The sequence below is a fragment of the Acidobacteriota bacterium genome (genome assembly GCA_022562055.1).
Lineage (GTDB): Bacteria > Actinomycetota > Acidimicrobiia > Spongiisociales > UBA5794 > BMS3BBIN02.
On sequence record JADFQA010000029.1, the window covers coordinates 21368 to 40778 of the forward strand.

Consider the following 19411-nt stretch of genomic DNA (forward strand, 5'->3'; position numbering starts at 1 on the left):
GCCGAAACTTAGGGGGCATGCCACAATATCCGTGTGGCCAGTTCAGAAACCCATGTCGAAACCCCCGACCGACCTGTACGTATTTCATCGCCTGACAAGGTGATGTTCCCGGATCAGGGGTGGACGAAGCTCGACCTCGCCAAACATTTCGTGACCTGCGGGGAGGGGGCACTCCGCGGTGTGTACAACCGGCCTGTGATGCTGAAACGGTGGAACCACGGGGTCGGTGAAAAACCCATCTTCGTGAAGCGCCCCAAGGGAGCTCGCACGCTCGTCGACGTGGACTTTCCGGCGTCGTCGCCAGGGAAGATGTTTGTCCCGCTCGACGTCGCGGACGTCATATGGATGGCCCAACAAAACTGTGTGGATCTCAACCCATGGGCTAGTCGCGCTGACGATCTGAGTCATGCTGACGAGCTTCGACTCGATCTCGACCCAACGCCTGACTTCGGCTTCTCGCATGTAAAGGAAGTGGCCGCCGGTGTGCGGTTGCTACTCGACGAGATGGGGATGACGTCGTGGCCGAAAACTTCGGGCAACCGCGGAATACATGTCTATGTGCGCCTCAAACCGCAATGGGATCCGTACGAGGTCAGGCGTGCGGCGTTGGCCATCGGTCGCGAACTCGAACGCCGTATGGATCTCGCAACAACGGCCTGGTGGAAAGAAGAACGGACGGGAATCTTCATCGACTATAACCAGAACGCCTGGGGCAAGACGGTCGCGTCCGCCTATAGCGTGAGGCACACCGGTTGGGTATCGACGCCGTTCGCATGGGATGAGCTCGCATCTATCGAGCCCGACCAATTTCCGATGGAGGGGTTCCGTGACCGTCTCGACGATGTTGGCGACCTCACAGATGGGATCGATGAGGCGGAATGTGATCTCACACCCGCGCTAGCAATGGTCGAAGCCGACGAGGAGAACGGTCTTGGTGATGCCCCGTGGCCACCGCATTACCCGAAGATGCCAGGCGAGCCGCCAAGGGTTGCACCGTCAAAGAGACGCGTGCCAGACCCCGAAACGTAAGCGCGTCGCGGAGGATTGGCTGGCTAGGGTGAGCGCATGACTGGTATTGCTCGTTTCGCATTGGTTGCTCTCGACACCGCCGACCCGGAAAGGCTGGCGAATTTCTATTCGGTGATTACCGGGTGGGAGGTGGATCCCAGGAGCGCTGGACAATGGTGGCAACTAGACAACGGGTCTGGTGCGACCATTGCGTTCCAGCTCGCACCCAATCACCAACCGCCGGTGTGGCCGGGTGATGAACATCCCCAGCAGGCCCACCTCGACTTCGATGTACCCGATCTCGATGTTGGCGAAGAACAGGTGCTTGCGATCGGGGCGACGAAGGCCGAATCACAACCCGGTGAAACGTTCAGGGTGTTCCTCGACCCGGTCGGCCACCCGTTCTGTCTGGTGCTCAACACAGAGATGGCATGAGCCGAGGTCTGTAGACCGCGGCGCTACATCACGAATCGGTGGCTAACCGAGCGCGAATCTGGGTTTCGTATCCGTCCATGATCAAGCCAAGAACTGACTTGCGGCCCATCGCCACGACGGCCGCCTTGCCAATCGGACCGAGTTTGGTGGCTCCGTCGAACCGCATCGACAGGTGTACGCCATCGGCCAGTTCTTCGACCGACCACGTGCCTACGACACGCTCGAAGATCGCCCGAAAGGCAGATGGATAACTCGCCACGTCGACCGTCATCCGCATCCTTTTCCCCGGTTCCCATAGCGTGCAGGCCTCGTTCCACTCGCGCCCCTTGGTGTCAATGCAGTGGCGCACCATGCCGAGACCGTCCCCGGATGTGATCTCAGTGTGTCTCAGGGTATCGACGACTCGGTGGTACCCACCGGCGTCCGAAACAACTTCCCACACGATGTCGATCGGGGCGTTGAAAACTCGTGTTGTCTCGATGGTGAAATCCGCCACGGTTACACCGCCTCCGCAGGGAGTTGCTTGAGGCCGATGGTCTGGACGACAGCGAATGCGGCAACCATGACAGTGATGGCTGCGAGAGCAACGTTGCCCGAGGGTGTTAGAACGTCCGTGAACCCAATCAGTTCGACACTAGCCAGCACCCATACGATGTCTCCGGCAACGGCAAGCTTGCCGCCGCGTTTCAACCATATCGCCGATCGAGCCCAGATCCTGAGGTCGATTGCAAACCCGACTAGGCCGACCTCCCACACCGACGAGTACCCACATGTTGAGTCCGAGCCACTCATCGAGGGCAGGGGCGCCTAGGGCGAGACCGGCTCCACTGATACCCGAGACGGTGGCGTTTACGAGCATTGCTTTGCTCAGCAGCCCGCGTCTGGGTGTCGCCATTTCATGAAGTGTTGTGTCTAGGGCTGTCATCGGTTACTCCTTCGTTCGCCCGTCCCCGTAAGTATCCGCAGGTTGACGAGGCGATTCAATTACCTGCCACGTCATAGACTTCGCACAGGGTGGCGGGTACGGTGAGGCCAACGACCGGGAGCTCATCATGACCACCACCCAGGAGACGTCTGGTGCCGCGCTGAAGCGGTGGCGCATGTTGCGGCGATTGAGCCAGCTCGACCTTTCGGTTTCAGCGGACGTTTCGCAGCGTCATTTGAGCTTTCTTGAGACCGGTCGGGCAAAACCCAGCAGGGAAATGATCATCCATCTGGCAACGGTGCTCGATGTGCCGTTGCGCGACCGCAACACCTGGCTCCATGCGGCCGGGTACGCCGCGGTGTACTCCCAACACGGCTTGGAGGAGCCCGCCATGGACCAGGTGCGGCATGCGCTGGAGTTGATTCTCGAGGCCCACGCCCCCTTCCCTGCATACGTCGTCGACCGGGCATGGACCTTGGTGATGATCAACCAGCCCGCCGCTGCGCTCACGTCGATGATGGTATCTCCCGAGGATGCACCGTTGTTTGGCGGCAACATTATGCGGCTCCTTTTACACCCGAAGGGTGTCCGAGAATTTGTCGTCAACTGGGAAAGCGCCGCGGCGGCGCTGCTGCGTCGGTTGGAACGCGAGGTCGCCGAACGCCCCGGCGATAAGGTGCTTGTTGATCTCCTCTCCGAAGTCACTGCCTATCCGGACGTCAGCGGTTTGTTGTCCCGAGCCGAGGTACCAACCGGCGCCGACCTACTGGTCCCGTTGCACATGGATACACCCATGGGAGAAATGCGGTTCTTGACGACCATTGCAACGATCGGTGCGCCGTTCGACGTCACCCTCGAAGAACTGCGCCTAGAGACTCTGCTCCCCGCAGACGCCGCAACCGAGACGCTGTTGCGAAAGTTCGCCAAGTGACCCGCTCGACGTGCGGGGCAACGAAACGGCCTCGTCGTCAGCCGACACTGTCAGTCAGTTCTCTTGACTTGTTGCAGGTTCTCTCTGATGTCGGTGAGGTGGTGTTCCGATTCGTGGATCGCCTGGAGGCCCATCCAGAGCAACGTTCGGGGTTGCGGATTTGGTGATCCGTACTGCACCGATCGTGACAACAGCTCCGGTTCGATTGCATCGAACAGTCGGACAAACATCGACGTCGCAGCGCCCAACTCGGCAGCGACGGCCGCCGGCGTGTCGTCGGAGTACAGGCCAAGATCGATCCGTTCGTCTCGATACAGCGGTTTGAACCCTGGATCATCTTCGACGAGACCAATGACGAGCCTGTCGCGCAGGGTCAGCAGCACATCACGGACGTGTGCGCCGTACTCCAACATTGACCAGCGCTGTTCAGACGGCCGTACAAGACAAACCTTCGGCTCATCGGTCAGCAGCGCAGCGATAGATTCGACCGCGGTCGTCACCCGCGGCCCGACGTCATCCCGACCGACCACCTCGAAATCGAATCCGCAAACGTCGCATATATCCATGACCACGAGACTACTGGAAGCCGACACTTCACAAATGTCGTGGCAACCGGGGTCAGCGGGCAGCAGGGCGGTGCCAGGGGAGCCGCCGGTTGCGACCAATTGTGCAGCCCGACGACGGCTCAGGACGGTGGGATGTTTTGGTTGTGACGGAACACGTTTGTTGGGTCCATCCGATGCTTCAAGGCGACCAGCCTCAAGTATCTGTCGTCGCCGTAGGCAGCACGGACAGCGTCGATGCCTTGGTCGGCGAGGAAGTTCACGTAACCGCCACCTGAGCTGTGTGGTTCGATTTCCGCCATTGCTTGACGTGTCCAGTCGCGGTGGAGCCCGTCCTCGGAGGGGTCGATCCAATGTACTGCATAGTTGACGAGAAACCGCGCTTCGCGATTGGGGAAACATCCGATGTCTCTGTTACGTGCCACGGCCCCGCCGAGTTGGAAGAATCCGAGGAGGCTGTGCGGTGAGGAGATAGTCTGGAGATGCCGGTGAAAGGTATCGATCACGTCGTCTGAGAGTTCCCGAATTGGCGTGGACTTCCAGTAATAGCGGTGCCCAACGGGGTTCGCTCCTTCGAGTACCGCCTGGTGTTCGATCATCGGTTTCGGTTGGATCGTGTCGACTATGGGCGTGCCGAGGGTCCGGAACGGGGCAACGACCGCTTCGGCCGCATCCGGGTCGCCCATGTATACGACACCAATCATCACCACCGGCTTGCCAAGGACCTCTTCCGGCATCCATGGGACCTCTGGGGCGCTTCTCAGGAACACGATTGTGGTGATTTCATCCGGTACATGAGCGACGACCGACCGGTAGCGACGCAGAACGTCGGCCGCGTGGGTGCCGTCGTAGACGGCGAACCCCGCCAGGACTTTGTCGGGGAGTGGGTGGGTTGCGAACTCGAACGACGTGACAATTCCGAAATTGCCGCCACCACCGCGCAGACCCCACATCAGTTCAGGGTCAGAGGCTTCGTCGACATGAAGGATTTCGCCAGCGGCCGTGACCATCGTGACGCCGGTGAGGTTGTCGCTTGTGAGGCCGTGTTTGCGAGAGGTCCAACCGATGCCACCCCCAAGGGTCAGACCGCCGACGCCAGTGTCGTGATCGATTCCCGCTGGGACGAGGCGGCCGAACGGGAGCGTGCCCCGATCAAGATTTCCGAGTTTCGCCCCGCCCTGCACCAATGCTGTGCTCTTGTCCGGAGATAGGGTCACGTCTGACATTTGCGACAGGTCTATGACCAGGCCTGCCTCGACGATTGCGCTCCCGGCGACGTGATGACCGCCTCCCCGAACCGAAAGCGGTGTACCGCTGGCCACCGCATATCTGACGGCGGTGGCGACGTCGTCGGTATCCACGCAAGTAGCAATGAGTGCGGGTCGCCTGTCGATCTGGCCGTTCCATATCTGTCTCGCCTCGTCGTAAGCCAGCGAGCCGGGTACATGGATCGTGCCCTTGAAGGCGTCTTCTGGAAACAGCGGGATTGGCGTGTGCGTCATAGTGGTCACCATATGTGGTCGCGACCGACAATAGAAGTTCGAAATTCGAACACGCTTTTTGTGGCGGTCGTGCGATACTGGCCCGCATGCGCTCGTACGGCCAATATTGCCCAGTTGCCAAAGGTGCCGAACTGCTCGGCGACCGGTGGACACTTCTGATCATTCGAGAACTCTTGTTCGGACCCACTAGGTTCATAGACTTTGAGCGTGGGCTGCCCGGCATCTCCCGCTCGGTGCTTGCAAGCCGTCTCAAGAGGCTCCAACGGGACGGCATCATCGAGCGAGCTGCCGATGGGGACGGGTATCGCTTCACCGTAGCTGGCGAATCGCTGCGCCCGGTTATTCGGGCAATCGGCGACTGGGTGGGTGAATGGGTGATGGAAGACCCTCGACCCGCCGAGCTCGATCCCGAACTCCTGATGCTGTCCATTTCGCGCCATGTCCGCCGCAAGGAACTGCCGTCGGGACGCACGGTCGTGGCGTTCGAATTCGCCAACGAGCCACGGCGGTTCTGGCTCACTATGGAACGCCACGACGTGTCGGTGTGTCTCGAGGACCCGTGCCTACCCGTGGCTGTAACGGTGCGCGGGTCGGTGCGAGAGCTGTACCGGATCTACATGGGCAGAACCAACCTAAAAGCCGCCCTCGCCATGGGCCTCATAGAGCTTGCGGGGACACCGTCGAATCGTCGAGGGTTCTCAGCCTGGATGCAGTGGAGCGCATTCGTCCCCGCCGTCCGAGCCGGCACCACCCGCCGCAACCGACCAGCGTGAAGATTCCGGAACGTCCATGTCCCGAACCGAGAACCGCGCACCCACCAAATCTCCTGACCTCCCTGATCGCACGAAAGTGGATGCCCCCGGCTAACGCACAGACCCCGATAAGCCCGGATCGGTCCACGCGGGCTGGGTCCCGGCTCAGCGGTCGTTGTCGAACGGGTCGTGATCGCCCTGGAACCTGTGGCATCCGGTGAATTGTTCGGCAGGTTTCTGGCGGTGTTGTGCCGCCGCGGGTTCCGTGATCGGCGGTCCGTCAAGTCTCAGCCTTCCGAGTCTTTCGGGCCAGATTTTGCGACGGTTGACAGCGCGGGATGATGTCTTATAGTATGTGGAAACGTTACCAGTACTTACGAGATCCACCCTCGCTGCGATGCAAGAGTGCCGATTCTGAGCCTGGGAATCCCGGGAGGTTGATGTGGCAGGCGCGGAGAAGTACCAACTTGGCAACGCGGTCGACCGGGGAAGTCGATCGCGCGATGGCGCTCTGCCCTTTCGGATCTGGCCGTTATCTTCATCCGGTAACCGCCAGCTTCGTTTTGGATTAGGCGATGTGCTCATGACAAAGATTCGATCTTGGCGAGGGACATTGGTTGGATCCTCCGATGCGGATCGATATGACGGTAAACGCTCAACGTCAGGGAGATCCTGGAGCTGTCATCGGATGTCAATGAAAGGTCGACCATGCCCCGGATGAGAATGAACCAAGCGATCGTCGCAGCTCTTCACGATGAGATGAAGGAAGACTCTTCAGTGATCGTGTTCGGTGAGGATGTTGCCGAAGCCGGTGGTCCGTTTAAAACGAGTGACGGGCTTCTTGCTGCGTTCGGCGCATCAAGAGTTAGGGACACGCCAATATCGGAGATGGCCTTTCTGGGTGCCGCCGTCGGTGCTGCTGCGACTGGCCTTCGACCTGTTGTCGAGATTATGTTCGTCGAGTTTCTTGGCGTGGCCCTTGATCAGTTGACCACTGAGGCCGCCAAGTTCCACTACTTATCCAATGGGCAGATAAAGGTACCTATCACAGTACGGGCTTCGATCGGTGCTGGTCTCGGGTTCGGTTGCCAGCATTCTCAAACCATGGAAACGTGGATGATGGGAACTCCTGGGTTGAAGCTGGTTGTACCGTCTGGGCCGCAGTCGGCGTATGGATTGTTGCGCGCGGCGATCAGAGACAACAACCCCGTCGTGGTGCTCGAGCCGAGAGTCCTCTATGCGCAGAGAGCTGAAGTCAAAACAGGAGTTGACCAAATCATTCGGATCGGCGAAGCGAGCATTGTGGCGGAGGGCGAGGACGTCACGATTGTTGCTCTTGGATCCACCGTGGGCACTGCTATCGAGGCCGCGTCCAAGTCAGAATGGTCCGCAACGATCGTCGATTTGCAGAGTCTCGTGCCGTGGGACGTCGACGCCGTTGAAGCATCAGTTCGACAGACCGGTCGCCTCGTAATCGTCGAAGAGAATCCCTACAGCGGCGGTTGGGGGGCAGACATCGCCGCGGAGATAGGAACGCGGTTGTTTCGGGAACTCGCCGCTCCGATTTTGCGAATAACTAGCCCAGATGTACCCGTACCGTTTGGTAAGGAACTCGAGAACTGGTATCGACCGAACGCTGCCTACGTTGCACGGCAGGTGACCGACTACCTGAAACGGGACACGATACCGCCGCACTGGTGGGAGGATCAACAATGAAAGCAGTAAACACCGCTGAGAGGCTCGATCGGCGGCAATCCATTAGAGATGACCCACGTGAATGGTATCGACGGATGGTCGAGATTCGCACATTCGAAGACCGGGTGAATCAACTATTTCTCGATGGATTGGTCCATGGCACGACCCATCTTTGCACGGGCCAGGAAGCAGTTGCTGTGGGCATCGCGGCGGTCGTCAACCCGGCCGACTCGGTTACATGCACTTACCGCGGCCATGGTATCGAACTCGCTCTAGGGTTGACAGTCGTCGATCTTCTGGCCGAGATCATGGGGCGAACGCTTGGTCCGGTTGGTGGGCTGGGAGGCTCCATGCATCTTTCGGCGCCGGAGTTGGGTCTGCTGCCGACGTTCGCCATCGTCGGTGCAGGGTTGCCGGTTGCGGCTGGAGCCGCATTGACAGCACAGGTAACTGGTAATGGCGCCGTTGCGCTGGCGATTTTCGGTGACGGTGCCACGAACATCGGCGCATTTCACGAGAGCCTCAATCTGGCGGCGATCTGGAACCTGCCAGTCGTATTCGTCTGCGAGAACAACGTTTACGGCGAATACAGCCGTATCGATCGTACGACACCGATCGAGGATCTTGCGATCAGGGCGAATTCGTACGCGATGAGAAATGAGATCGTCGATGGTCAAAATGTTGAGGCGGTGCGACAGGCTGTCTCCGTGGCTGTGGAGCACGCACGTCGCGGCGACGGACCAACGCTCCTTGAAATGAAGACATACCGTTACGCGGGTCACTCGAGATCAGATACGGCGTCGTACCGGGTGGAAGGCGAGTTCGATGAGTGGTACAGGAGAGACCCCATTGTCACATACGGAGACAAATTGATCGAGCGCGGCGTTTTCGACTCTGAGGGGCGTGACGAAATCCATGCAGAGGTCAAAGAAACTATCGAAGCGGCGGTAGAGTTGGTCGGCAAGAGTCCGAAGCCCGACCCTTCGACAATGTTTCGGCATATCTACGCGCCATAATCTGTCGAGGAGATCGGAATGCGTTACAAGATCAAAATGCCCAAGGTTGCCGACTCGGTCGACGAAGTCGTGATACTGGAATGGCTTACCGAGGTAGGGTCGATCATTGAAGCCGGACAACCGCTGGTTCAGGTTGAAACCGATAAGGTTGATATGGAAGTCCCGTCGCCGGTTTCGGGAACACTCATTGAGATGCTCGTGTCGTCTGATGACGAAGTTTCCACCGGCACGCCGATCTGTATCATTGAGGCATGAGCACCGGTCCTACTGATGTCGTGTCGTTCGTTGCCGTGATCCGGCCGCGACCGCGTCTTGCATCTCGATGCCGAACCCGACACTTCGGCCAATCAGCGACACTGCGAGCCTGACACCGGCTTCGGCTACGGGCGATCACACCGGGGCATCGGTCTCGCGGCGGTGTCGTTCGGCGCGATTCGTCAAAGTGTTGAAACCGTTGATGTTCCCAGCACCAGCCGTGTCCCAATGGCAACATGTTCGGCACCGACAACGAAGCCCCGCGGATAGCTAGACACGCGCTCCCCTACTTTTCCCGCAGGTTGGTGGCGATTGGCACGCTCAAGGCCAACAGCGCTCAGCATCGGGAATATCGTATGGAAACGCGAGACCTATCCCGTCGGAGTAACCTTACGCTGAATGCGCGTATCGTTTGCTCCCGATGAGTCACAGCTTCGGTCGCTGGAGTTCGGCGGACGACCTATCGCTCTCCCCGTTCCCCGATTCGCGCGCACGTCGGGATCTGAAAGAGTCCGGTGGGTTCGCGCGGGTTTGGCCGAGCTGGGTATTCCCGGAGACTATCCCGGCTAATGTGAATCGCGCACAACCGGGAGCGAACACAACGGTGCATCAATGTGACGACTGACACACCTGCCCCAACCATCAAGGAAGTTGCCGCGTACGCGGGCGTGGCGCTGTCGTCCGTGTCCCGAGTTCTCAATAAGCACCCCGACGTTAGCACTGCGATGCGCAGTCGAGTACTGGAATCTGTTGAAGCTCTCGGCTACGAACCGAACCTCCTCGCTGCGGGACTTCGAAGCGGATCGACTCGAACTATCGGCTTTATTGTCTCCGACATCTCCAACCCGCTGTTCGCTGAAATCACTCTGGGCGCATCGCGGCGTCTCGAAGAGGCTGGTTATACGATGGTGCTCACCAATTCAGAGGGGGATCCGCAACGCGATGGGGAGATGATCCGCTTGCTTCGTTGGAGGCAGGTCGACGGGTTCATTGTGTCGGTCGCGGATGAGAGCAGAAAATCGACGATAGAAGAACTGAAACGTGTGGACACGCCCGTTGTGCTTCTTGATCGCGAGATCCCTGAACTGAACATGGCGGCCGCAGTACTCACCGACCACCGTTCAGGCATGAACGATGCGACCGAACATCTGGTCGGTCTTGGTCATCGGAGGATTGCGTTGATCTCGGGTCCTCTCGTCACACGGCCCGGGCGTGAACGTCTCGAAGGCTTTCGGGCGGTGTTCCGTGCTCACGACATTCCTCAGCCCGAATATCTCATCAGAAGCGGGCCTATGAACGCAGAGTTCGGCGAGGCCATGACGCATGAAGTCCTCGATGATCCGAACCCACCTACGGCAATCCTCTGCGGGGGCAACCTTACGCTTATCGGCGTTCTACGTGCGCTCAAGAGTAGATCGTTGAGCGTTGGATCAGATGTGGCGTTGATTTCGTGTGACGACGTGCCCCTTGCCGAACTCCACGTTCCTCCCGTGTCGGTCATCGCTCGTGATACTGTCGCTCTAGGCGAACTTGCGGCCGAAGTAATGCTGCAACGAATGACCGCGGAAGTACAGACGGCTCAAGTCGAGATCGTGCCTACTCACCTTATCCTCCGCAGCTCAACGTTCAAAGCAAGTTAAACACGGTTGGCACCGGGCCGGCCACCCAAACCGATCGAGGATCGCTGCGAGTTCGTCGGAGTTTTCGTGACGGGCCTTGAAATTGCGAAAGCGAGGGTCGCTGGCAAGCTCTGGACAACCGATAGCGATGGTGAGCCGCTGCCAGAATTTCTCCTTGGGGCAGGCGACAACAAGCCATCCGTCATTCGCTTCGAACGCCTGGAATGGGATGAGGGACGGGTGCGCCGACTTTGATTTACGCACGGGTTCGATTTCTCCGTTCAACCACCATATAGCCGGGTATGTAAGGAGACTGATCGCGGTATCGAATAGGCTCAGGTCACAGTCCATGCCGACACCGTCGCGACGTGCCGCATGTACACCGGCAAGCAGCGATGGCAGCGACATAGCCTCCGGCGTAGTCGACCAGCGACAGGCCCGATTTCGCCGGAGGGCCACCCGGCTCACCCGTGAGGCTCATCCACCCGGTGAGTCCTTGGAGGATATAGTCGTAACCGGGCTCGGAGCGATAGGGTCCTCTCATTCCGAATCCCGACAGCGACACGCATATAATCGCCTGATTATATGGAGCACAAATCGGCGTAGGTGATCTTGAGCCGTTCTGGCACGTCGCCGCGCAGGTTGGAGTACACGGCATCGGAGTTGCGCACAAGGTCTTCGAATACAGTCCTGCCCGCCGAGGTCGACATGTCGAGGCTGAGGCTGCGCTTGTTCCGGTTGAACGCTTCATAGAACAGGCTGTCCTCACCCTCCTGGAGTGGGGGAATGTAGCGGCTCACGTCTCCGCCGAACCGAGGGTCCTCAATCTTGATGACATCCGCGCCGAGGTCGGCAAGGTGGAGACTCCCGAAGGGACCGGCTCCGTATTGTTCGATGGCAACAATACGGATGTCGGCAAGTGGGAGGAGTCGCTCGGGCTCTGATGCTGATTCGGTCATACTCCCTCCCAGGAATCGTTTCGATGATAGTCTGTGAGCGGTATCGCCTCGCGCACCGGCGGATCTGGCTGTTCAAGTGTGGCGACTGAGGCGCCGCTCGGAGGACGGCTGATCGACGCGGAAACGACGTTGAAGGGCGGAAGGTGTCTGACTGATCGATTTCTTGCAAGGTCAAGTCCCAGCCTCAGTCAGGCACCGCGCGGTGGCTGGAACAGCTCCACAGTGATGCCGTCGGGATCGCGTAAATAGCCCACCCTGGCACCTGTGTTGGGCCCGACAGTCACCATTACCGGGTGCGGACTCACCGGCGTGGCTCCAGCGGCCATAGCGTGGCCCCACGTTGTGTCGATGTCGGCAACTTCGATGCAGATATGAACGTTGCCCGGATTCGCTGTCTCAGGTGGGTTGGGACTTTTTTTGTCGGTCCTGTAGTCGAGAATTTCGAGTGCGATGCCGCCAGGAAGCTCGATGATGGAGGCATCGATGCGGATTCCGTCGTATCCCGTGACCTGCCCAAGGTACGGTCCGTCAAGCATCCGACGCCACCGAGGCTCCACGCCGAGAAAGACCTTCCAAAATGCAAGAGAACGGTCTACGTCGACGACAGTAATGCCGATGTGGTGCACGCGACGTAGCCGCGTTGATCCGGTCTGAGGGCCGTCGATCACCATGTGACGTAGCCCCCGCCGTAGTTGAGGGTCTGGCCTGTGATGTAGCTACCCTCGTCAGAGAGCATGAACCAAATGTACCCGGCCAGTTCCTCTGGCTGAGCGGGTCGCCCGAGTGGCACGGAGGCGTTGCGCACCAACGCCAGTTCCTCGGTGGTCGTGCCCCGCAGCGACGCTAGGCGTTCGAGCAGAGCATCCTGCATCGGCGTATCAATGATGGCCGGGCAAATCGCGTTAACACGAACCGGGATGGAGGCGAGGGCGTAGGCGAATGACCGTGTGATCGACAGGACAGTTGTTTTCGTGGCGGCGTATACGGCAGCTTCGGTGGTCGTAGCGAGCTTTGCGGAAGACGATGACAGGTTGACGATGGCGCTACCGGGCAGCATGGTCGGGCCGATCCCCTGACAGAGGAAGAAAATCGCTTCGGCGTTAACCGTCATTAGCTCCCGCCACTCGTCGACTGTGAATTCCGCGATAGGCTTCAGACGGATGATCCCAGCCGCGTTTATGAGATAGTCAAACCCTGCGGCGGCCTCGATGGCCCTCTGGCGGGCATCTTGTTCTCCGAGATCGATAACCAGCTTGGTGACGCCATCACCGAACGCCGCGTCGAGACCCTCACGGTCGACATCAAGGGCGATGACGCTGACATCCTCGGTGACGAGCCGGTTGACCACGGCCCGTCCGATGCCGCTGGCGGCGCCAGTGACAAGGGCCTGCTTGCTTGCCATCATCATGGGATTGCTCCTTTGCTGATGATAATGTTGCTCACCAGGCTACCAGAAACGTTTCTAGTAACTCTGGTAGCTCGGTTCTCGGATCGTCAATCGAAACGGAAATGTCGACTTCGCGAGACAAGCCAGCGAGCTGAGCGAGAAGGTCGACGGCCGTGCTACTTCAAGGAACGATGGTGTTCATTACCTCAAGGCTCCCCGACTCAGCACCAATGAACTCAGAACCTATCCGGGGTATCTGAGCTGTACACCGGCGATCGCAACAGGGTTGAGCACAAGATGAAGCTGGATGGCAGGGCGTCGCCCGAAGAAACCGGGGCAACTCCACACCGACGTCACAAACCGAAACCAAAACACCGAACGCTTCCCCGTGGCCACCCTGGGCCCTTCAACTCGACGGAATTCCGAAGCCCACCATAACCACTTAGAGTTACCGCGCGCCACTCAGAGACAACACAACTGACTAGACACTGCACTCGTGGGCATCGCCGATACAGTCGAAGCGTCCGACCGCCCCATTTTCTCTGTTCTGGCGTCCAATCGTGCCGCAGGATCCTGCACGATTGGACGCCAGAACAGCAAGAACGGCCGTGACTACACGAGGGTCGAAGCGATGTCGACTGCCTCCAGGAGAGTGGAGACAACCGGTACGCCGACTTTCTCGAGGTCGACGCGGTGGTGGGATCCTCCGTCGTAAAGGATGATCGGGATACCAACCGCGGCGGCTGCCGCCGCGTCGTCGAAGGTATCTCCGACGGCGACCACCTTTGAAGCCACAACCCCGTGAGCGGCAACCAGCATCTCGATGTGGGAACGCATCTGATCGGCCTTGAGAGCGCCCGCATCCTCGCGGTTGCCATCGATGCGTTGCATCACATCACGCAGACCGAACCCGGCGGTGAAAGGAACCAGCTCAGAATGCCACCACATGGACAAGATTGATTGCGTCCCATTCCGGTCTGCGACATCGCGAATCGCGGCACGAGCATCGGCAGCAAGGTCAGCCTGGCGCATTAGCGACCGGTAGGTGTCATGGTAGACACCGTCGATGCTGGCCCACTCATCAGACGTGACGGGACGCCCCATCAGGTTCTCGTAGAACAACACCACCGGCCTGGTGTAGTGATCGCGGTAGTCGTCTGCCGTTATCGCGCCTCGCCCGAGCGGGGCAACACACGCCGACACGGCGTCCACCACAATGTGGAGGTCGTCCAAAAGTGTCCCGTTCCAGTCCCAGATGATGTGTGCCATAACGAGGCGAACCCTAGTTGACCGATCAGTCGTCTCCAGCGCGCAGGACCGCATCGATACCGGGACCGGTCGGCCGCTCAAGTTGCTCCATCGTGCACATCTCCGGAGTTTTATCAGGCCTCCAGCGTTCGAATCGCGTAGCGTGCCTGAACGAATTGCCGGTCAGCTGGTCATACGAAATCTCGACAACGACACCGGGCTGCACAGGCACCCAGGACATGTCTTTACCGCTGGACCACCGCGACTGGGCACCCGGCATCCTGTCAGATCCGAAAGACTCATCGGAACGCAGCGCTTCGAACCGCGCAAGCAATTCTGTGCGATCTGTGTTTGAAAACCCGCTGCAATGGCCAATGAAATGAAGCTCCCCGGCGTCGTTGTAGAGACCGAGCAGAAGCGAACCGATCTTGTCGCCGTCCTTGTGCACCCTGTAGCCACCAACGACAACGTCCACCGAGCGGCGATGTTTCACCTTGACCATCGCACGCTTACCACCCTGGTAGGCGGCAGCCGACTCTTTGCACACGATGCCGTCACAACCCGCAGCCTCAAACTCGTGGAACCAGCGTTCCCCGGTGGCAAGGTCATCCGTCGAGGGCGTGAGACTCCACCCTTCGCCGAGGGTTGCAAACAACTCTTCAAGCCGAGCACGACGCTCGGAAAACGGTCGTGGGCGCATGTCCGCACCATCGATAGCGATGAGGTCGAACACGACTAGCTGGGCGGGAGTCTCGGCAGCGAGCTTGTTGATGCGGGACTCGGCGGGATGAATTCGTTGTTGTAGGGCAGGAAAATCGAGGTGTCCATCCGTGACGATGATGACCTCACCGTCGACAACCGCGTCTGCCGGAAGCTGTTCAAGCGCGGACACCAACTCGGGAAAGTAGCGCAACAACGGTTTCTTGGCGCGACTGTCCAACCGGAGATCACCCCCGTACGCAACACATCGAAAACCATCCCACTTCGGCTCGTACACCCAACCTGGACCCGACGGGAGGGACGTTTTCGTTTTCGCCTCCATCGTGTCAATGGGAGGATCCACACTCCATGTCATGGCAGAAGCATAAGCTGATGCGGATACGCTGATGACACGAGCAAGCCGCATGGCCCGGCGGGAACCGCAACCGCGCCGCCAGCAACGCGCAACTATCGATACACCACCCATTGTGGCTGGACGGTGTGCCAGTACCCGCGAACCAGCAATTAACATGACGGGCCATGACTGCACAAGACAAGGATCAACCCAAGAGCCGAGACCTCTCACAGCTCCGCCGCCTGATGGCGTTTGTCGGTCCCTACCGCAGATACGCGATTCTCGGTGGCATTGGGGTGTTCATGGCCTCGGCCCTCGGGCTGGTGTTTCCACAGGTCATGGGTTCGCTCGTCGGAGACGCGCTAACCGGCTCGGGTTCGACGGCGGACATTGACAGGACCGCACTATTTCTTGCTTTCATCTTTCTTGCACGATCGCTGTTCATGGCGCTACGGATCTTCACGCTTGCATCCCTCGGTGAGGGTGTTGTCGCCGACGTGCGCATTGCGACGTACCGCCATCTCCTCACCATGCCAATCCGGTTTTTTGACGAAAACAAGACCGGCGAAATTACCTCACGCCTCACTTCGGATATTGCGGTGGTGCAAGGAACAGTTTCGACGTCCCTTGCGACCGCCGCGGCCCAGGTCATCACGCTGATCGGCGGCGTGATTCTCATTTTCAGAATCTCCGTGAGTCTCGCCTTCTCCGTCATGGTGTTCCTCCCTGTCGCGATCGTGGTCGCCCGGGCGATCGGTGTGCGGCTCAAAAACACATCGACGGAGTTTCAGGACAGCATCGCGGAAGCGAACGGCGCTGCTGAGGAAGCCCTTTCGGCTATCCGCGTCGTGAAATGGTTCACCGACAGCGGGCAGCAAGAAGGCCGCTACAACGATGCGGTCGGGAGATCGTTTGTGCTCGCGAAGACCCGTGCTCGGCTGCGGGCAACGATGATCCCATTCGTCACGTTTACCGGCTTCGGCACCCTGGCCTTTGTCTTGTGGCGAGGAGGACGGATGGTGCTCGACGGCGCACTAGGTGCCGACCAGCTCGTCACATTCCTGTTCTACACACTGGCGATTGCAGGCGCCATCGGAACCTTCACCGGGTTGTGGGGACAGCTCCAAGAGGCGATGGGTGCGTCGAAACGCATCTTCGAACTACTTGACAATCCGAGCGAGAGCGACCCCACGAGCGGAACCTACACGCCGGAATCCGTCGAGGGGAGGGTTACGTTCACCGATGTCCAATTCTCCTATTCGGACAGAGACACCGGCGTGCTTGAAGGCGTGACGCTCGAAGCATCCCCAGGCGAAGTCATAGCTCTCGTCGGACCCAGCGGCTCTGGCAAGTCAACACTCGTGGCATTGCTGCCAAGATTCTACGAACCCCAGAGTGGGTCGATCATGATCGACGGAGTCGACATCGCAACGTGGGATCTGGAATCACTCCGGTCGATCATGGCAGCCGTGCCCCAAGAGACACAGCTTTTCTCGGGGTCCATTGCGGACAACCTGCGCGTCGGTGATCCGAACGCGACCGACGACGATCTACGCGACGCCTGCGTAGCGGCCCACGCCGACGAATTCATCACGAGCTTCCCCGACGGATACGACACAATTATCGGCGAACGCGGTGTGAAGTTGTCGGGAGGTCAACGCCAACGCGTAGCCATTGCTCGGGCGCTGCTCAACGACCCGCGCATTCTCATACTCGACGAAGCTACAAGCTCGCTCGACTCTGAGAGCGAAGCCATTGTGCAGGATGCCCTCGACGTATTGATGAAGGGCCGCACGACGTTTGTCATCGCGCATCGGCTGTCAACGATCCGCAACGCAGACAAGTTGGTCGTGCTCAACAACGGTCGGATCGAACAGGTAGGGACACACCAAGAACTCTTAGAAAACGGCGGACTGTACGCGGACCTCCATCGCCTCCAGTTCGCAACACAGTCCGTCGAGGACCGCTGACCACACCTCCACGGGCGAGGTCGCTATCTAGGCAGAGGCTTCAAGGTCCATCACGTACTGGTCTGCGGCGGCAGTGCAGATCACACGAAGGTTCTTCACGCCCCGTTTGATGTTGGCACGCATCATCGATTCGAGCGTGCCGTCGGATACCGCGGGATATAGCGCACTACCGGGGCACGAGGTAGCAGACGCCCAGTCTTTGTGGCCGCGTACCTCGCTCGGATCGACATTGTATGTGACCGCGGCCCACGCCAACAGTTCGGCCATCGCGGCGAGTTGCGCAACCGGGATGCCCTGCTCGTCAAAGTTCCCCTCAGCAGCGATCAGAAAATGGCCGGTGGGGTCGTAACTCGTTGCGGTATCGCCAACAGCGGTAATCGGACGACCCTCATATACGTTGCCTAGCGAGTCGACGAGGAAGTGGTACGCCAAGTCGGGCCAGCCCTTGCCAAGATGAAACTTCTGGTGCTGGCGGGCCCGTGCCGGCGCCCGAGAGGCGCTTGAAAGGACGGCCGCGGTGTGATGCACGGTGAATCGCTCAATCGTGTGGCTGGTGAATTCGCCGAGATTTGGGTTGGCGCTCCATGCAGCTTTGCACAACACCGGCAACTCCCCCGCAACAGTCACGAAGGCGGCGAACTGCGAAGTCGAGTCCGACGGCGGCGAAGTCGTCGAGGTCGGAGCACTGGTCGTGGTGGTGGTCCCTGTCGACGATGTTGATGTCGAGGGCGGGGTCGTTGTTGTGTTGGTCGTCGAGGTAGGCGCGACAGATGTCGTTGGCGGTGAAGACGAACTCGTTGTGTCATCGGGTGCTACCGACGGCGTCGTGTCGGCGGGCACGGAACTACTAGAGGATGCCGACGACGCACTGGCGGCCAAAGACGTCGACGAACTCGCCGCGACCGAGGAGGAGTCGGCATCGTTCTCCTTGAAAAGTCGGGTCCATCCCAACACCGCGACCGCACCGGCGCCGGCGCCACCAAGGAGGCCCTTGAGGAACTGCCGGCGCGAGGAACTCATCAGCTACACCGCCGACGAAATGTCGATGCCGCGCTCACCAAGCGTCTGCAGAAGCATTTCAGGATCGCGCACGGTGACCGTAACCGCGGCATGTTTACGTCTTACGAACGGCATCAGTGCGGGCACGCGCTCGTGAAAGCACACGCAGACTCCAGCCCGAGTGTTTGTGCCGAACGTCACGCCAGAGTCGACCCATGACAGACGGAGTCCGATCGCCTTGTACGCGGAGTAGTCACGGGTGATGTGGGCACATTTCACGTTGCTGATCGGTGTGTCGATCACAAATCGCCCGAACGTAGCAACAAAACGCTCGTCATCGACCACGACACTGGTGTTGCGCGGCCGAACTCCCAGCGGCGCGAGTAACGCCCGGTATTTCGGATCAAATCGGAAGTTGAACTCGTCGGCCATGTAACAATCCTATTCGATAGCAGGTAGTTACCACAGCTCCGCTACAATTTGGAGCAACCACTCAAAGTTTGCGAGGCGTTATGAGCATCAACAGTCGCGGCGAGATCAACGGTCGACGCGTCGTGATCGTCGACGGGTTGCGCACACCCTTCCTTAAATCTCGAACCCAGTTCGCGAACGTAGGTGTCATCGAACTCGGCTCCACCGTCGTTGCAGAGTTAATACAGCGAAGCAACCTCCACCGCGACGCCATCGACTCAATCGTGTTTGGTGCGGTAGTTCCAGAGATTTCGGGACCAAACATCGCCAGAGAAATCGCCCTCTCCATCGGCCTGCCGTACTCGGTTGACGCGTACTCAGTGTCGCGAGCCTGCGCAACGAGCACACAGTCTGTGATCAGCGGCACACAACAGATCCTCACCGGGGACGCAGACATCGTCATTGCAGGCGGTGCCGACACGTTGTCGCGGCCACCACTCACCTATCAGGACAACTTTGTCGACGCAATGATGAGGGCGAACGCAGCGAAAGACCTTCCGACCAGACTCAAGGCCTTTGCGAAGATTCGACCGAAAGACCTGGCACCGAACCCGCCGGCGATTGCCGAACGCACCACCGGCGAATCGATGGGTGACTCCGCCGAGAAGATGGCCCGCGAGAA

Annotated in this window: 20 protein-coding genes and 1 pseudogene; 10 read left to right on the top strand and 11 right to left on the bottom strand. The window is 59.4% G+C overall.

Features of this window, described 5'->3' with window-relative positions:
* Positions 1–33: 33 nt before the first annotated feature.
* Complete coding sequence (locus IIC71_10845; GenBank protein MCH7669676.1) at positions 34–1029, top strand: ATP-dependent DNA ligase; 996 nt, start codon at positions 34–36, stop codon at positions 1027–1029.
* A gap of 36 nt (positions 1030–1065) precedes the next feature.
* Positions 1066–1443 (top strand): VOC family protein, encoded by a 378-nt coding sequence (locus IIC71_10850; protein MCH7669677.1) that lies wholly within the window; start codon positions 1066–1068, stop codon positions 1441–1443.
* Between the two features lie 28 nt (positions 1444–1471).
* Here IIC71_10850 and IIC71_10855 read toward each other — a convergent pair whose 3' ends face one another.
* Entirely contained in the window at positions 1472–1939 is a 468-nt protein-coding gene (locus tag IIC71_10855) for an SRPBCC family protein (protein MCH7669678.1), read from the bottom strand.
* Between the two features lie 2 nt (positions 1940–1941).
* Entirely contained in the window at positions 1942–2235 is a 294-nt protein-coding gene (locus IIC71_10860) for a hypothetical protein (GenBank protein MCH7669679.1), read from the bottom strand.
* Positions 2236–2495: 260 nt separating this feature from the next.
* Here IIC71_10860 and IIC71_10865 point away from each other — a divergent pair, with 260 nt between their 5' ends.
* Positions 2496–3299 (top strand): helix-turn-helix transcriptional regulator, encoded by an 804-nt coding sequence (locus IIC71_10865; GenBank protein ID MCH7669680.1) that lies wholly within the window; start codon positions 2496–2498, stop codon positions 3297–3299.
* 50 nt (positions 3300–3349) lie between these two features.
* Here IIC71_10865 and IIC71_10870 read toward each other — a convergent pair whose 3' ends face one another.
* On the bottom strand, positions 3350–3865 hold the full coding sequence (locus IIC71_10870) for a DinB family protein (protein MCH7669681.1): 516 nt from the start codon (positions 3863–3865) through the stop codon (positions 3350–3352).
* 119 nt (positions 3866–3984) lie between these two features.
* Positions 3985–5376 carry an FAD-binding oxidoreductase gene (locus IIC71_10875; protein MCH7669682.1) on the bottom strand — a complete coding sequence of 464 codons (1392 nt, stop codon included), beginning with the start codon at positions 5374–5376 and terminating at the stop codon, positions 3985–3987.
* 74 nt (positions 5377–5450) lie between these two features.
* Between IIC71_10875 and IIC71_10880 the strand changes: the two genes are divergently transcribed.
* The 5 genes from IIC71_10880 (at position 5451) to IIC71_10900 (ending at position 10722) form a co-directional block, all read left to right on the top strand.
* The gene (locus tag IIC71_10880) at positions 5451–6137 is read left to right on the top strand and encodes a winged helix-turn-helix transcriptional regulator (GenBank protein MCH7669683.1); all 687 of its coding nucleotides are present in this window, start codon (positions 5451–5453) and stop codon (positions 6135–6137) included.
* A 696-nt stretch (positions 6138–6833) separates the two neighbouring features.
* Positions 6834–7832: an alpha-ketoacid dehydrogenase subunit beta gene (locus IIC71_10885; GenBank protein ID MCH7669684.1), complete on the top strand. Its 999-nt coding sequence runs from the start codon at positions 6834–6836 to the stop codon at positions 7830–7832.
* On the top strand, positions 7829–8827 hold the full coding sequence (locus tag IIC71_10890; GenBank protein ID MCH7669685.1) for a thiamine pyrophosphate-dependent dehydrogenase E1 component subunit alpha: 999 nt from the start codon (positions 7829–7831) through the stop codon (positions 8825–8827). Before IIC71_10885 ends, IIC71_10890 begins: the two co-directional genes overlap by 4 nt.
* Positions 8828–8845: 18 nt before the next feature.
* Complete coding sequence (locus tag IIC71_10895; protein MCH7669686.1) at positions 8846–9082, top strand: hypothetical protein; 237 nt, start codon at positions 8846–8848, stop codon at positions 9080–9082.
* Positions 9083–9696: 614 nt separating this feature from the next.
* Complete coding sequence (locus tag IIC71_10900; protein ID MCH7669687.1) at positions 9697–10722, top strand: LacI family DNA-binding transcriptional regulator; 1026 nt, start codon at positions 9697–9699, stop codon at positions 10720–10722.
* Here IIC71_10900 and IIC71_10905 read toward each other — a convergent pair.
* From IIC71_10905 to IIC71_10925, 5 genes and pseudogenes are all read right to left on the bottom strand, one after another.
* Positions 10702–11660 (bottom strand): annotated as a pseudogene (locus IIC71_10905) (CoA transferase). The gene IIC71_10900 and the pseudogene IIC71_10905 overlap by 21 nt on opposite strands.
* Positions 11661–11848: 188 nt before the next feature.
* Positions 11849–12331 (bottom strand): VOC family protein, encoded by a 483-nt coding sequence (locus IIC71_10910; protein ID MCH7669688.1) that lies wholly within the window; start codon positions 12329–12331, stop codon positions 11849–11851.
* Positions 12325–13068 carry an SDR family oxidoreductase gene (locus IIC71_10915; GenBank protein ID MCH7669689.1) on the bottom strand — a complete coding sequence of 248 codons (744 nt, stop codon included), beginning with the start codon at positions 13066–13068 and terminating at the stop codon, positions 12325–12327. Before IIC71_10915 ends, IIC71_10910 begins: the two co-directional genes overlap by 7 nt.
* A gap of 591 nt (positions 13069–13659) precedes the next feature.
* Positions 13660–14316, bottom strand: coding sequence for an HAD family hydrolase (locus tag IIC71_10920; GenBank protein MCH7669690.1), 657 nt, complete (start codon positions 14314–14316; stop codon positions 13660–13662).
* A 25-nt stretch (positions 14317–14341) separates the two neighbouring features.
* A complete protein-coding gene (locus IIC71_10925) occupies positions 14342–15370 on the bottom strand; it encodes an ATP-dependent DNA ligase (GenBank protein ID MCH7669691.1) in 1029 nt (342 codons plus the stop codon).
* A 164-nt stretch (positions 15371–15534) separates the two neighbouring features.
* Between IIC71_10925 and IIC71_10930 the strand changes: the two genes are divergently transcribed.
* Positions 15535–17319: an ATP-binding cassette domain-containing protein gene (locus IIC71_10930; protein MCH7669692.1), complete on the top strand. Its 1785-nt coding sequence runs from the start codon at positions 15535–15537 to the stop codon at positions 17317–17319.
* Positions 17320–17346: 27 nt separating this feature from the next.
* On the opposite strand, the gene IIC71_10935 is transcribed toward IIC71_10930, so the two are convergent.
* Positions 17347–18339, bottom strand: a complete 993-nt coding sequence (locus IIC71_10935) for an N-acetylmuramoyl-L-alanine amidase (GenBank protein ID MCH7669693.1) — start codon at positions 18337–18339, stop codon at positions 17347–17349.
* 3 nt (positions 18340–18342) lie between these two features.
* Entirely contained in the window at positions 18343–18750 is a 408-nt protein-coding gene (locus tag IIC71_10940) for a hypothetical protein (protein MCH7669694.1), read from the bottom strand.
* Positions 18751–18830: 80 nt separating this feature from the next.
* On the opposite strand from IIC71_10940, the gene IIC71_10945 reads away from it, so the two are divergent.
* Positions 18831–19411: acetyl-CoA C-acyltransferase (locus IIC71_10945; protein ID MCH7669695.1), on the top strand; the 581-nt coding region annotated here is incomplete at its 3' end.